The organism is Caballeronia sp. INML2 (assembly GCF_023631365.1).
In the GTDB taxonomy this organism is placed as follows: Bacteria; Pseudomonadota; Gammaproteobacteria; order Burkholderiales; family Burkholderiaceae; genus Caballeronia; species Caballeronia turbans.
The window spans coordinates 76,699-90,789 of the sequence record NZ_JALQDH010000069.1 but is presented as its reverse complement, the minus strand read 5'-3'; the positions used below and the strand labels follow the sequence as shown (position 1 = coordinate 90,789).

Annotated in this window: 13 protein-coding genes; 10 read left to right on the top strand and 3 right to left on the bottom strand. The window is 63.7% G+C overall.

The annotated features are described in order from the left end of the window. Window positions 1–44: 44 nt before the first annotated feature. Window positions 45–914, top strand: a complete 870-nt coding sequence (locus NCT32_RS23910; protein WP_061119172.1) for an alpha/beta fold hydrolase — start codon at window positions 45–47, stop codon at window positions 912–914. Between the two features lie 12 nt (window positions 915–926). Here the strand turns inward: NCT32_RS23910 and NCT32_RS23905 are convergent, their stop codons facing one another. Further along, entirely contained in the window at window positions 927–2,579 is a 1,653-nt protein-coding gene (locus tag NCT32_RS23905; protein ID WP_061119171.1) for a D-alanyl-D-alanine carboxypeptidase/D-alanyl-D-alanine-endopeptidase, read from the bottom strand. Between the two features lie 309 nt (window positions 2,580–2,888). On the opposite strand from NCT32_RS23905, the gene NCT32_RS23900 reads away from it, so the two are divergent. Continuing rightward, window positions 2,889–3,305 carry a hypothetical protein gene (locus NCT32_RS23900; protein ID WP_250477733.1) on the top strand — a complete coding sequence of 139 codons (417 nt, stop codon included), beginning with the start codon at window positions 2,889–2,891 and terminating at the stop codon, window positions 3,303–3,305. A 202-nt stretch (window positions 3,306–3,507) separates the two neighbouring features. Continuing rightward, entirely contained in the window at window positions 3,508–4,389 is an 882-nt protein-coding gene (locus NCT32_RS23895) for a fructose bisphosphate aldolase (protein WP_409219306.1), read from the top strand. A gap of 11 nt (window positions 4,390–4,400) precedes the next feature. Here the strand turns inward: NCT32_RS23895 and NCT32_RS23890 are convergent, their stop codons facing one another. Then, the gene (locus NCT32_RS23890) at window positions 4,401–5,630 is read right to left on the bottom strand and encodes an NAD(P)/FAD-dependent oxidoreductase (RefSeq protein ID WP_250490593.1); all 1,230 of its coding nucleotides are present in this window, start codon (window positions 5,628–5,630) and stop codon (window positions 4,401–4,403) included. Window positions 5,631–5,884: 254 nt separating this feature from the next. On the opposite strand from NCT32_RS23890, the gene NCT32_RS23885 reads away from it, so the two are divergent. After that, window positions 5,885–6,202, top strand: coding sequence for a DUF4148 domain-containing protein (locus NCT32_RS23885; RefSeq protein ID WP_061119168.1), 318 nt, complete (start codon window positions 5,885–5,887; stop codon window positions 6,200–6,202). A gap of 70 nt (window positions 6,203–6,272) precedes the next feature. Here the strand turns inward: NCT32_RS23885 and NCT32_RS23880 are convergent, their stop codons facing one another. Further along, window positions 6,273–7,214, bottom strand: a complete 942-nt coding sequence (locus NCT32_RS23880; RefSeq protein WP_061119167.1) for a LysR family transcriptional regulator — start codon at window positions 7,212–7,214, stop codon at window positions 6,273–6,275. 112 nt (window positions 7,215–7,326) lie between these two features. Here NCT32_RS23880 and NCT32_RS23875 point away from each other — a divergent pair, with 112 nt between their 5' ends. The 6 genes from NCT32_RS23875 (at window position 7,327) to NCT32_RS23850 (ending at window position 14,084) form a co-directional block, all read left to right on the top strand. Next, window positions 7,327–8,838 carry a CoA-acylating methylmalonate-semialdehyde dehydrogenase gene (locus tag NCT32_RS23875; protein WP_061119166.1) on the top strand — a complete coding sequence of 504 codons (1,512 nt, stop codon included), beginning with the start codon at window positions 7,327–7,329 and terminating at the stop codon, window positions 8,836–8,838. 180 nt (window positions 8,839–9,018) lie between these two features. Continuing rightward, window positions 9,019–9,933 carry a LysR family transcriptional regulator gene (locus tag NCT32_RS23870; RefSeq protein WP_061119165.1) on the top strand — a complete coding sequence of 305 codons (915 nt, stop codon included), beginning with the start codon at window positions 9,019–9,021 and terminating at the stop codon, window positions 9,931–9,933. A gap of 29 nt (window positions 9,934–9,962) precedes the next feature. Next, on the top strand, window positions 9,963–11,054 hold the full coding sequence (locus NCT32_RS23865) for a nitronate monooxygenase family protein (RefSeq protein ID WP_061119164.1): 1,092 nt from the start codon (window positions 9,963–9,965) through the stop codon (window positions 11,052–11,054). Between the two features lie 117 nt (window positions 11,055–11,171). Next, window positions 11,172–12,110, top strand: a complete 939-nt coding sequence (locus NCT32_RS23860) for a TauD/TfdA family dioxygenase (RefSeq protein ID WP_061119163.1) — start codon at window positions 11,172–11,174, stop codon at window positions 12,108–12,110. A gap of 63 nt (window positions 12,111–12,173) precedes the next feature. Beyond that, window positions 12,174–13,259, top strand: coding sequence for an ABC transporter substrate-binding protein (locus NCT32_RS23855; RefSeq protein WP_061119162.1), 1,086 nt, complete (start codon window positions 12,174–12,176; stop codon window positions 13,257–13,259). After that, window positions 13,260–14,084 carry an ABC transporter permease gene (locus tag NCT32_RS23850; RefSeq protein WP_061119161.1) on the top strand — a complete coding sequence of 275 codons (825 nt, stop codon included), beginning with the start codon at window positions 13,260–13,262 and terminating at the stop codon, window positions 14,082–14,084. The last annotated feature ends 7 nt before the right edge of the window (window positions 14,085–14,091 follow it).

Genomic DNA, 14,091 nt, shown 5'->3' with positions numbered 1-14,091 from the left:
CTTTTGCTTCGGCGCGGCGCATAGTCGCATCAAAGGAGCGAATCATGAACGCGCGAACCGATCTTTCCGTCCTCACCGCTGTACAAGGCTTGCCCGAACCGTCGTTCGCCACGACGGCAACCGGCGTCTCGATGCCGTATGTCGAGTGCGGCGAGGGCGAACCGCTCGTGTTCGTGCATGGATCGCTATGCGACTACCGCTACTGGAGCGCGCAGATTCTTCCGCTGGCGAAGCAGTTTCGTTGCATCGCGCCGAGCCTGTCGCATTACTGGCCGGCCGTCGATGCGTTCGTGCAGGGCGAGTTCGGCTGGGAAACGCACGTCGCCGAGATGGCCGGGTTCATCGAATCGCTCGATCTCGCGCCGGTGCATCTCGTCGGGCATTCGCGCGGCGGCTGCATTGCGTTTCATCTGGCGCGCGAATACCCGCGGCTCGTGAAGACGCTCACGCTCGCCGATCCGGGCGGCCCGCTGCACATCGCGCCGCAGGCCGTGTCCGCCACGCTGCCGCCTGCGACCAACGCGCTGCGCGCACGCGTGGCCGAGCTGATCGAAGAGGGCGAATTCGATCGCGGCCTCGAAATGTTCGTGGATTCGGTCAGCATGCCGGGCTTCTGGAAGAAAAGCACGGAGAGCTTCCGGCGCATGGCGCTCGACAACGCGCTCACGCTGCCGAGGCAATTTCGCGATCCCTTGCCCGCCTACACGCGTGAGGCGGCGCGCGACATCAAGTGCCGCACCTTGCTCATCGACGGGCAGAAAAGCCCGCGTATGTTTCGCAACAACGTCGAGAAGCTCGAGGAGTGGATCGAGTTCGCGGAGCGTCAGACGATCGCGGGGGCATCGCACGGGATGAACGTCGCGAGCCCCGGCGCGTTCAATCGCGCGGTGCTGGCGTTCGCCGGCGCGTGGTGAATCGAACGCGGGTCATTGCAGCTTCCAGATGTTCGCCGCGATCGTGCCCTGGTCGTTGAACACGTTGAGGATGTCGGGCACATCGGCGATCGGCACGTTGTTCACCATCAGCGCAAACGCGAGCCGGCGTCCGCTCTTCGCGTCGATATAGCCCGCGAGCGCCTGTCCCTTGAGCGTCGTCTGGATCTGGCCGTTCGCCAGCTCGGTGCCGCTCGCGTAAGTGCCCGTTTTCGCGTAGACCTTGCCTTTCGCACCCGCGAGCGTCGGATCGCTTTCGAATGCCGTGGTGCTTGCGAGCGAGCCATCGACGCCGAGGAACGGCAGCGAATCCACATACGCCGGGAAGACCGGACGGCCGTTCATCGCGCGCAACATCGCGATGACCGCGAGCGGCGTCGCCGTCGTCTCGCCGCCGCCGCTGCCGTCGATGAAATGCGTCTGGCTCATCGGCACATTGAACGGCGCGGCCGACAGCTTCGCATTCTCGGCGGCGAGCGCCGCATTGAGCGTGGTCGAGCCGTTGTTCGCAACGCCGAAGAGCATCAGGCTCGTGTCCGCGCCGATGTTATAGCTCACCTTCAAGATCCACTTCGAATATTCGCCGTACGGCTGCGACGTGAGCTGCGCGACGCGCGTATCGGCGGCATACGCGTTCTTCGCGGGCAGCAGTTGCACCGGATTGCTCTCGACGGCGGGCGCGGTGACCGTGACGCCCGCGCGCGCGAGCGCGTCGATGAGCACCGAGCGCGCATAGTTCGACGGCTGCGTGATGCGAAACGTGCGGATCACCGGGAAGCTGGGCACGATCGGCGGCACGTAGTCCGCCGGAATCGAGCCGCTCAGCACGCCGCCGCAGGGCAGCGTGCCGAAGCAGGTGGGATCCGCGGGCGTGACCTTGATCGTCGCGGGCGTGCCTGCCGCGCCCGTCATGAGCGTGGACTGAACGGTGAATGCCGATGACTTCGGCCGGTAATCCACCGGCGACGCCGCCCCCGCGCTGCCCTGACCGATGATCGTATCTACCACGTCGTCGTTCACGAAGATCGGCCGCAAATCGAACTCGCCGCGAAAGTCGAAGGGATCGAAAAGGCGATCGTCAATCACGACTTCGCCGTTGATCTTTTTGATGCCCGATGCCGCCACCTGCGCCGCGAGCGAGTCGTAGCCCGCGAGCGGATCGGGCGCCGTGATCTGCGCGTTGCCGAGACTGTTCGCCTCGTTGTGGTCGAAGTTGGTCCAGGCGAGCGTGCCGTCGGGATTCGTGCGGCCGCCCATCGAGAGATCGCCGCTCGCGACGAGCACGAGGTTGCCATTGAGCGTGCCGCTCGCATCGACCGTACCGAGCCGATACACCGGCGTCTGAAACTGATGCGACGCGCCGTATTGATCGAGCGCGGCGCCGAGCGAAAAGAGCTTGCGCACCGAGGCGACATACACCTGCGCGTTCGAATTCATGTCGTAGACGAGATCGCCCGAGTTCAGGTCGACGACGCGCAGCGCCCACGTCGAGCCCTGATACATGGGCTTTTTCATGATCTGCGTGATGGCGTCGGGGACGGACGTATCAGTGGAATCGGAACCGCCGCATGCGGCGACGGATGCGACGAGCGCGCATGAGAGCGCGAGAGCGGCAGCGCGTGCCGGACTTCCTGAAAGCGGGTACATGACGCGGCTCCGATAAAGGCACATCGCGCTCCACCTGGAGCGAACATCCGATACGTCGGGACTGCTTCACTGCGCTGACAGGAGATGTCGGCGGCCGTCCGCCATTTTGCAGGCGCGGTGTGTGAATTAAATACCGTACACGAGCTGTGTCAAGCGAGGGCTATCGCGAATCGAGTGCGTTAGGCAAGCGCTTTTTGTACGATTTCACGAACGCTTTTCGTCTGCTTGTTGTGACGCGACAACGGAAAAACGTTTGGCGCGGGCTAACATCTTCGGCACCTCATCGCGAAGAAGAGGACATCTGTGAGCATGGCCCACGACGATCTCGATGCATGGAAACGCCGGCGCACGCTGGAACTGGCGTTCGAGCTGGCCGATAGCGGCCGCTATGAAGATTTCACCGACATCGCCTATGCGCTGCAATTCGAGCGCGGCATGGCCACCGCCCAGGCGCTGATCGACGACCCCGATATGCGCCGCGTGCTCAATCAACGCTGCGGCGACGCGCGTGAAAAGCGCGCTCCGCTTTCCGAGTACGAGGCGATCGAAGCGGAACCTGTGCAGGTCGACGAACCGGTCGATGAACCGGTCGCGGAATCATCGAACGATCATGCGCAAATGCCGCAAACCGCCGGCTTCGACCGCGCGCCTTCTTTGCTTCGCCGCGCGCTGGGCTTCGTCTGGCGTTCCGGCAACGCCGGCGATCTCAAATCCGCCGCTTCCTGATCTTTTCAATCGCAGGCCGTGCATGAACGCACGGCTAACGCGCGGTTGCGCCCCTTTTGCGCACGAATGGCGGATTTGCACGACTTTGGCGCCCGCCAAAACCATTACACTTGAGGAAGCTGAACCATAAGCCCGGACTATGCACGCGCGCATCGTCCGGAGTTTGAACTTCGAGGAGGAAACGTTCGTGGCTAATGAGAAGATGCTCGCGCAAATGGCTGAGAAGGATGGTTTCATTGCTGCTCTGGATCAGAGCGGTGGATCGACGCCCGGCGCGCTACGGCAATACGGAATCCCGGATGACGCCTACAGCGGCGACGCCGAAATGTTCAAGCTGATGCATGAAATGCGCGTGCGCATCATGACCGCGCCTTCATTTACGGGCAAGAAGGTAATCGGTGCAATTCTTTTCGAGCGCACAATGGACGGCGAAGCAGAAGGCAAGCCGGTCCCCACGTTCCTGTGGGAAGACCGTGGCATCGTGCCGTTCCTGAAGGTCGACAAGGGCCTCGAAACCGAAGCCGACGGCGTGCAGGTGATGAAGCCGATTCCCGGCCTCGACGATCTGCTCGCGCGCGCCGTGAAGCTCGGCGTGTTCGGCACGAAGATGCGCTCGGTGATCCATCAGGCCGATGAGAAGGGCATCGCGGCGGTGGCGAAGCAGCAGTTCGAGGTGGGCGCGCAGATCATCAAGCACGGCCTCGTGCCGATTCTCGAACCCGAAGTCTCGATCAAGAGCCCGGACAAGAAGGGCGCGGAAAAGATTCTGCGCGACGAATTGCTCAAGGGCCTCGACGCGCTGCCGGAATCGAGCAAGGTGATGATCAAGCTGACCATTCCGGACGAGGCGGATTTCTATCGGCCGCTGATCGAGCATCCGCGTGTCGTGCGTGTCGTCGCGCTGTCGGGCGGCTATACGCGCAGCGACGCGTGCAAGAAGCTCGAGCAGAACCACGGCATGATCGCGAGCTTCTCGCGCGCGCTCATCAACGAGCTGAAGAAGTCGATGAGCGACAGCGAGTTCGACAAGACGCTCGAACAGTCGATTGACGAGATCTACGACGCGTCCGTGAAGAAGGCCTGATTCTTCAGCCCTTATCCTCGTTCGGTCGGCGGCGGCGTTTGCACGACGGGCGCCGCCGCCCGGAAGAGATCCTCGCGCGTGCCGCTTCTCGGCGGATAGATGCGCTCGCCGTTGATCGTGCGCTTCGTCGCCTTCGCCGTCTCGCCCTCGGAGACGAGCAACCTGTCCCAACCTTCCGTATACACCGCGCCCCACGGCCCGAGATCGCAGATGGTCGTGTACCAGTCGATCGATAGCGGCAGCATCTCGAGTCCGAAGAGATCGCAGACGGCGTTGTTGCCCGCGTAACGTCCCATCGGCCGGCCATGCTGGCATGACATCACCGAAGGCCGCGTGCCGTCGATCAGGACGCGCGCGCAATCGCCGGCCGCGAACACGCCCGGCACGCCTTCCGCGCGCAGGAATGAATCGACCGGCACGCGGCCGAGCGGATCGAGCGTGACCGGCAGTTGCGCCGCCAGCGCGTTCGCATGCATGCCGCCGCACCAGACGACCGTCGCGGCCGCGATGCGCTCGCTCGCGGTGCCGTCGTGGAGCGTCACGCTCTGGCCGTCGAGCGATTCGAGCGACACACCGGCACGCGTTTCGACATCGAGCGTCTTCAGTGCGCCTTCGATGACATGCTGTGCGCCGCCCATCGACTGCGCGATCTTCGGCGAGCGATCCGCGAGCACGACGCGCACCTTGTCGCGATCGCCTGCCGCCACGATCTCGCGCAGCCGCGCGGGCAACTCGGCCGCGAGCTCGATGCCCGTCAATCCCGCGCCGACGACGACCGCCGTATAGCGGCCCGGCGTATCGGGCAGTGCGGGCAGCGTCAGCAGATGCGCCTGCAGCTTGCACGCGCCCGCGTAGGTATCGACATCGAACGAGAAGCGGTCGAGGCCGGGAATCGGCGGGCGCACGAGCACGCTGCCCGCCGCGAGAATCAGCCGGTCGTAATCGAGCGATTCGGACGCACCGTCATGCTCGATCGTCACGCGGCGGCTGGCACTGTCGATATGGGTGGCCTTCGCCTGAATCAGCCGCACGCCTGCGGGCCTGAGCACGGTGTCGAGTTGCACGAGCGTCGGGTCGAGCGGCTGCTCGTAGTTGCGCACTCGCACGCTATGAAACGGCTCGGGATTGACCATGGCGACTTCGGCTTCGCCGGTGCAATCGAGTTCATCCAGCTTGCGCGCGGCCGACAACGCGCTCCACAGGCCGGCGAAGCCCGCACCGATCACAAGGATTCGTTTCAAGGTCATTCCCCTGAAGAGACGATCGTTCGTGCTATGCGCCACTTGCGGTGGCCGCTCTGTTCTTCGTTATAGGCGATTCGGAGGTCGTCGGTTCGTGGCGGTTGCATGGATTAGGCGGATTTTCGCCAAAAGTGATTTCGCCGTTTAGGTATTTACCCTAAAACGTGCGATACCTAAACTCTGTTCAACGGTCGCGAGCGTGCCAGCCAACACAGCGCGGAAGCGGCAATTCAAAACTTCCAGGAGGAAGCATCATGAACAAGTTCATCGGTATTGCAGCGGTCGCTCTCGCTTTTGCCGCTCCGGTCGCGTCGTTCGCGCAATCGAATCAGCCTTTGACGCGCGCGGAAGTCCGCGAACAAATCGTGCAACTGGAGAAGGCCGGCTATAACCCAGGCGTGATCAGCGACTCCAGGTATCCCGCTGATATCCAGGCCGCCGAAGCACGCGTCGCTGCGCAGAACGGCGCCGCGCGGAGCGCATTCGGCGGTGCGGCGGAAGGCTCGGCGCAATCGGGCGCCCACATTAATGCGATCGAGAGTGAGGTTTTCCCGACGTTCGCGCATCACTAAGCAACAAGGGCTCCAACAAAACGCGCCCGCATGAAAGCGGGCGCGTTTTTGCCGTTCAGAGCAGTTCGATTTAAAGCGGAAACCCACCCGCAAAAGCCTCGCGCAAATATCCGATGAAAAGCGCAACCGCGCGCGGCACATGCGGCGCATACGGCCGCACCACGAATAGCTGATCGGCGAACGCGCCGACCGGACGCCACTCCGGTAGCAGCACGACGAGCTTGCCCGCCTGCACGGCGGCTTGCGCGGTGAAATCAGGCAGCAGCGCAATGCCGAGATCGTCGAGCGCGGCATCGCGCAACACTTCGCTGTTATTCGCCGCGAACGGCCCGTTCACCGCGAGCGTATAGGGCCCGGTCGAACTCTTGCGCGAGCCCTTTCTCTGAAACGACCAGATGCTCGACGCCTGCGGGCGCGGATAGACGAGGCAATCGTGCGTGGCGAGGTCGTCCGGTGTCGCGGGCGTGCCGCGCCGCTTCAGATACGCACGCGTCGCCACGATCACCGAATGCGTATCGCACAACTTCCACGCGACATGCGTATCCGGCACCTGCGCGCTATGCCGCACCGCGAGATCGAAGCCTTCGGTCGCGATCGAACTCAGCTTGTCCGAGGCCTCCAGTTGCACGCGCACTTCGGGATGCGCATGCAGAAATCCCGACATGCGCGGCACGAGTTGCTGCCGCGAAAAGGCCATCGGCGCGGTCACGCGGATCAGGCCGCGCGCGATGCCCGCCGTTTCCTTCACGCTCAGGAAACTCGACGCAATGCGCTCGTATTGCTCGCGCGTATCGTCGACGAGCCTTCGGCCCGCCTCCGTGAAGCGCACGCTGCGCGTCGTGCGCGTGACGAGCGGCACGCCTGCCGCGCGCTCCAGCTCCGCGATGCGCTGGCTCATCGCCGCTTTCGATACGTTCAGGCGCGCCGCCGCCGCCGTGTAGCTGCCTTGTTCCGCGAGCACCGTCAACCAGTGCAAATGGGTCCAGAGACCTTCGATCTTTTGCTCGTCCATCAGCCGATTGTTCGCCGATATAAACAATGAGTTCAATCATAGCGTCTTTGCAGCGGACGAGACGCTTCTTACACTGTGTAGAGTGCCAAACCAGTCAGACAGAGGAGTCGAGATGCAAGCGTTCAACGATACGGCCGACGTAGTCCATTACATTCACGGCGAGCGCACGCATGGCTCGGCCACGCGCACGCAGCCGGTGTTCAATCCCGCGACGGGCGAGCGCCCGCGCAAGCTCGTGCTGGGCGAAGCCGCCGATGTCGATGCAGCCGTCGCGAGCGCGAAAGCCGCGTTCCCGGCCTGGCGGGACATGCCGCCGATCCGCCGCGCGCGCGTCATGCTCAAGTTCCTCGAACTCATGAACAAGCATCGCGACGAGCTCGCCGCAATCATCACCGCGGAGCACGGCAAAGTGTTCTCGGATGCCCAGGGCGAAGTGTCGCGCGGCATCGACGTGATCGAATTCGCATGCGGCATTCCGCAACTGCTGAAGGGCGATTACACCGAACAGGTCTCCACCGGCATCGACAACTGGACGACGCGCCAGCCGCTCGGCATCGTCGCGGGCATCACGCCGTTCAACTTCCCGTGCATGGTGCCGTGCTGGATGTTCCCGGTCGCAATCGCGGCGGGCAACGCGTTCATCCTGAAGCCGAGCGAGCGCGATCCGTCGGCGTCGTTGTTCATGGCCGATCTGCTCAAGCAAGCCGGCCTGCCCGACGGCATCTTCAACGTCGTGCAGGGCGACAAGGTCGTCGTCGATGCTTTGCTCACGCATCCGCAAGTGAAGGCGATCAGCTTCGTCGGCTCGACGCCGATCGCGAACTACATCTACGAGACGGGCGCGAAGCACGGCAAGCGCGTGCAGGCGCTTGGCGGCGCGAAGAATCACATGGTCGTGATGCCCGATGCCGATATCGAACAAGCCGTGGATGCCCTGATCGGCGCGGGCTACGGTTCGGCGGGCGAGCGCTGCATGGCGATCTCGGTCGCGGTGCTCGTGGGCGATGTCGCCGACAAGATCGTGCCGAAGCTTGCCGAGCGCGCGAAGCAGCTCAAGATCAGAAACGGCATGGAGTCCGATGCGGAAATGGGCCCGATCGTCACGCGCGCCGCACTGGAGCGCATCGAAGGCTATATCGCGCTTGGCGTGGACGAAGGCGCGAAGCTCGTCGTAGATGGCCGCGGCTACAAGGTTCCGGGCCATGAAGACGGCTTCTTCACGGGCGGCACGCTGTTCGATCACGTCACGCCTGACATGCGCATCTACAAGGAAGAGATCTTCGGCCCCGTGCTCGCATGCGTGCGCGTGAAGGATTTCGGCGAAGCGGTCGATCTCGTCAACGAACACGAGTTCGGCAACGGCGTTGCGTGCTATACGCGCGATGGTCACATCGCTCGTGAGTTCGGGCGACGCATCGAAGTGGGCATGGTCGGCATCAATGTGCCGATTCCGGTGCCGATGGCATGGCACGGGTTCGGCGGCTGGAAGCGCAGTCTCTTCGGCGACATGCACGCGTACGGCGAGGAAGGCGTGCGCTTCTACACGAAGCAGAAGTCGATCATGCAGCGCTGGCCCGAGAGCACGGAGAAGGGCGCGGAATTCGCGATGCCGACCGCGAAGTAAGGCGTCACCCAACGTATGAATATCGCCCGCTTTTTCCCGTGTGGAAGAAGCGGGCGATTGTTTTTGGGGCTTGCGCGGCCGATCTGTTCCCGTGCGTCACAAGTCAAATGAAACGGCGTCGGTTGACCGTGCGGCCGCAAGCGCGGAAGATGCAGCGACAACGACGCGAAGCCCATCGACATGCAGCGGCAATTCGACGATCTTCTTCTCGGCAGCATCGAACTCTTCTGCCTCGCCGCGGAACTCGGCAGCTTCACGCTGGCCGCAACGGCGGCGAGCGTCACGCCCGCCGCGGTGAGCCGCTCTGTCGCGCGGCTGGAAAAACGCCTCGACGTGCGGCTTTTCGTGCGCACGACGCGCCAGATCCGACTGACCGATGCGGGCCGCCGCTACTTCGAGCAATGCCGCGACGCGCTCAATCGTCTTGCGGAAGCGGAGCGCGAGGCCACCGGCCAGCAGACCACGCCGAAGGGCGTGCTGCGCATCAGCATGCCGACGCCTTACGGCCACTATCGCATGCTGCCGTTGCTCGCGGAGTTCAGAAAGCGCTATCCCGAAGTGACCGTCGAGGCGCATCTGAGCAACCGCAACATCGACTTTGCCGACGAAGGTTTCGATCTGGCGATACGCGGCCGCGCGCCACGCGATTCCGGACTGATCGCGCGCAAGCTGGAAGATGCGGAACTCGTCGTCGTGGCATCGCCGGGTTATCTGAAGCGCTCTGGCACGCCCAGGCGCATCGAGGACTTGCTCGAACACGAATGCATTCAGTTCGAGATGCCGAGCACCGGGCGCCCGGTGCCATGGCTCTTCATGCAGAACGGCGACGCGGTAGAGATCACGACAGAAGGGGGCTACGGCACCTCCGGCGATGCGCTCGCGGGCATTCCGCTCGCAGGTCACGGCGCGGGCCTTTTTCAGACCTATCGCTTCACCGTCGAGGAGGAGTTGCGCGCGGGCACGCTGACTGAGGTGCTGCCCGAGTTCGGCGGCTGCAGCAGACCGTTCATCCTGCTGTATCCGCATGGCAGGCATTTGTCGTCGCGCGTGCGGGCTTTCGTGGACTTCGTCGTCGAGAAGCTCGCGACGCGCTGAATCATGCAATGTTTAAAGGATGCATATCCATGAGCAAGAACGCATTGACATCGTTACTCGGCATCGATACGCCGATCATCCAGGCGCCGATGGCAGGCGTGAGCACGCCCGCGCTCGCGGCGGCCGTATCGAATGCGGGCGGGCTCGGCTCGCTCGGCGTCGGCGCGATGAACGCGCAGGGCGCGCGCAAGGTGATCCGCGAGACGCGCGAACTCACCAGCAGGCCGTTCAACATCAACGTCTTCTGTCATGCGCCCGCCAGCGCCGAGCCCGCCGTCGAGAAGGCCTGGACCGAATGGCTCGCGCCTGTGTTCGCGCAATACGGCGCGACGCCGCCCGCGAAGCTGAGCGAGATTTACACGAGCTTCGTCGTCGATGACGCGATGCTCGAAGTTTTCGTCGATGAAAAGCCGGCTATCGTGAGCTTTCACTTCGGCTTGCCGTCGAAGGAATATATCGATGCATTGCGCGGGGCCGGCATCAAACTGATTGCGTCTGCAACTAACGTTCGAGAGGCCCAGCAGCTCGTTACGGCGGGCATGGATGCGATCGTCGCACAGGGCATCGAAGCGGGCGGGCATCGCGGCACCTTCGACCCAGAAGCCTGCGACGACAACCTCGGCACCTTCGCGCTGACGCGCCTTCTTGCAAGCAGGTTCGATGTGCCGGTGATCGCGGCGGGCGGCATCATGGATGGCGCGGGCATCGCGGCTGCGCTGGCGCTCGGCGCGCAGGCGGCGCAGCTCGGCACGGCGTTCGTGCCGTGCACGGAGACGTCGATCGACGAAGGCTATCGTCGCGCGATTCTCAGCGATGCAGCGGACCATACGACATTCACCGCTGCAATCTCGGGCCGCAAGGCGCGCGGCCTCGTCAACAAGTTCACCGAGTTGGGGCGCGGCGCGCATGCACCGGCGGTTCCCGCGTATCCCATCGCCTACGATGCGGGCAAGTCGCTGCACGCGGCCGCTAAAGCGAAAGGCGAATTCGGTTACGGCGCGCAGTGGGCCGGGCAGGCGGCCGCGCTCGTGCGCGAGTTGCCCGCCGCCGAACTGATGGCGCGACTGGAGGCGGAATTGCAGCAAAGCATCGCGGGCCTGCAGCAATACATATCTCGCTGATCGCTTTAATGCTTAGTCGAAACGCTTCGTTGGTCGAGCGTGCTGTCGATGCTTCAATGTTTTCGTCGCATCCACTGCGGCCTGCATCCGACAAACGCATATCAACGGAGTTTTTCGATGTCCGATATCCCCACGCTCGCCGCCGAATCCCCGCTTCAGGCCGTCACGTCGAATGAACCGGTCCAGGTGCGCCCAATCGGCGGGCGCATCGGAGCGGAAGTGCGCGGCGTGACGCTTTCCGCCGATCTCGACGACAACGCGATCGCCGCAATCAACCAGGCGTTGCTCGAACATAAAGTGCTCTTTTTTCGCGGCCAGTCGCATCTCGACGATGCCGCGCAGGAAGCCTTCGCCGCGCGCTTCGGCGAGACCGTCGCGCATCCGACGGTGCCGTCGCTTTCGAACGGCAGCCGCCTGCTCGAACTCGATTCGAAGCACGGCACGCGCGCGAACTCCTGGCATACGGACGTTACCTTCGTCGATGCGTATCCGAAGATCTCGATTCTTCGCGGCGTCGTGATTCCGCCCGCGGGAGGCGATACGGTATGGGCCAACACCGCCGCCGCATACGCGAATCTGCCGCAAGCCCTGCGCGATCTCGCCGACAAGCTGTGGGCGCTGCATTCGAATACCTACGACTATGCCGCGACACGTCACGTGCCCGACACGGAATCCGAGCGCGAGTATCGCAAGCAGTTCACCTCGACGCTCTACGAGACGGAGCATCCGGTCGTGCGCGTGCATCCTGAAACGGGTGAGCGCACCCTCGTGCTGGGGCACTTCGTGCAGCGCTTCATCGGCCTGTCGCAGCGCGATTCGGATCGACTGATCGAACTGTTCCACGACCACGTCACGCGTCTGGAGAACACGGTGCGCTGGCGCTGGACGCAAGGTGACGTCGCCATCTGGGACAACCGCGCGACTCAGCATTACGCGGTGGCCGATTACGGCGACGCGCATCGCGTCGTGCGCCGCGCGACCGTGCATGGCGACGTGCCCGTGGGCATCGACGGGCGCAGGAGCCGCATCGTCAGGCAGGAAACCCGCAGCGTCTGACGCGCCTTATGCACCGGCGATGACGCTTCATCGCCGGCGGTCCACACACTCTCTCATTGCACGATGACACTACGATCCAAGCTCTTCGTCGGCGCGGCGACGTTGTTCGCTGCGCTCATCGGTCCCGCGCATGCCGCCGATCCGGCGGTGGTGCGCATCGGCGTCGCGCAGCAGGGCAGCGGCGATCCGCCGACCTTCGGCGGCTCACCGGCCGCGACCGCGCAGTTGCAGCATCGTGTCGAGGATGCGTTGCGGCCCGAGCAGCTCAAGGTCGAATGGATCTTCTTCAAAGGCGCGGGACCGGCCGTGAACGAAGCGCTCGCGAACAAGCAGATCGATTTCGCGTATCAGGGCGATCTGCCTGCCGTGATCGGCCGCGCGAACGGATTGAAGACGCATCTGCTGGTGGCGTCCAACGTGCGCGCCGGCGTCTATCTCGCCGTGCCGCCCGATTCCGATATCAAGAGCGTGAAGGATCTCAAGGGCAAGCGCGTCGCCATCTTTCGCGGGACGAACCTGCAACTCGTCGCCGATAACGTGCTGAAGCAAAACGGCCTCAGCGAGCGCGATCTGCGCGTGATCAATCTCGATACCGCTGCTGCACAGGCCGCGCTCGCATCGAAGGGCGTCGATGCGGTATTCCTCGACTATTCGCTCTTCAAGCTGCAGCGTCAGGGGCTCGCGAAGATCGTCTATGCATCGCGCGACGACGGCTTGCAGCTCACGCGCCAGGCGCATCTGCTCGTGCTCGACGACTTCGAAAACGCGCATCCCGATACCGTGCAGAAAGTCGTGACCGCGGTCGTTCAGGCGGCGTACTGGTCGTCCGACGAAGCGAACCGCAACGCGCTCTTCGCGCTGTGGTCGAAGAGCGGCATTCCCCCTGAATCGTGGGCTTCGGAGTATGCGAATCAGCCGTTGAAGGATCGCAACTCGCCGCTCATCGACCCGTTCCTCGTCGCGCGCTATCAATCCGTCGCCGACGATGCGCTGCGTTTGAACCTGATCCGCCAGCCCGTCAGCGTGAACGGATGGTTCGAGCCGAAGTATCTCGATCAGGCATTGAAGTCGCTGAAGCTCGAAGCATACTGGCCGCGTTTCGATGCCTCGGGCAAGCCTGCCGGCGAACGTCTCGCGGAGAACAGGTAAATGGCCAACGCCCTGACGCGTGTATTTCTTCCGGCATATCGCGCGCGCAGGACGCTGCCGGGCGATACGTTGCGCTCGATCGGCTGGACTGCGTTGCCGTGGATCGTGCCCATCGCTTTGGCCTTGCTATGGATGACGGGTTCGCGATACGGCTGGATTTCCGCGCAGGTGTTGCCGCCGCCCGCGCTCGTGTTCGAAACGCTCGGCGCGCTCCTGAAGAACGGCGAGCTATGGATCCACGTGTGGGCAAGCATGACGCGTGCCGCCGTGGGCTTCGGCGGTGGCGTGGCGCTCGGCATCTTGCTGGGCGGTTTGCTGGGCCTGTCGCGCACGTTCGAGGCTTACGTGCTGCCGAGCTTCAATGCGATCGTGCAGGTGCCCGTGCTCGGCTGGCTGCCGTTCCTCATGATCGTCGTCGGCATCGGCGAGCCGCTGAAGTATCTGCTGATCGGGCACGCGGCGCTCGTTCCCGTCACGCTGTCCACGTTGCAAGGCTTTCGCGGCACGCCGCGCGCATTGCAGGAAGTCGCGGCGGTGTATCGCTATTCGCGCTGGCAGGTGATTGCGCGCGTGACCTTGCCTTCGGCGATACCCGTCATCGGCACCGGCGTGCGGCTCGCGTTCACGAAGGCGTGGCTGACGCTCGTCGTCGTCGAACTCGTGGCATCGTCGGAAGGGCTTGGTTATCTCATCGTGTACGGACGACAGCTCTTTCAGCTCGATCTCGTGCTGGCCGCGGTTCTGATCGTCGGTGCAATCGGTTATGCGGCGGATCGTCTGCTCAATGTTTTCGAGCGCAGGCTTCAGCGCGGCCGCTCGGTTTGAGGATCAA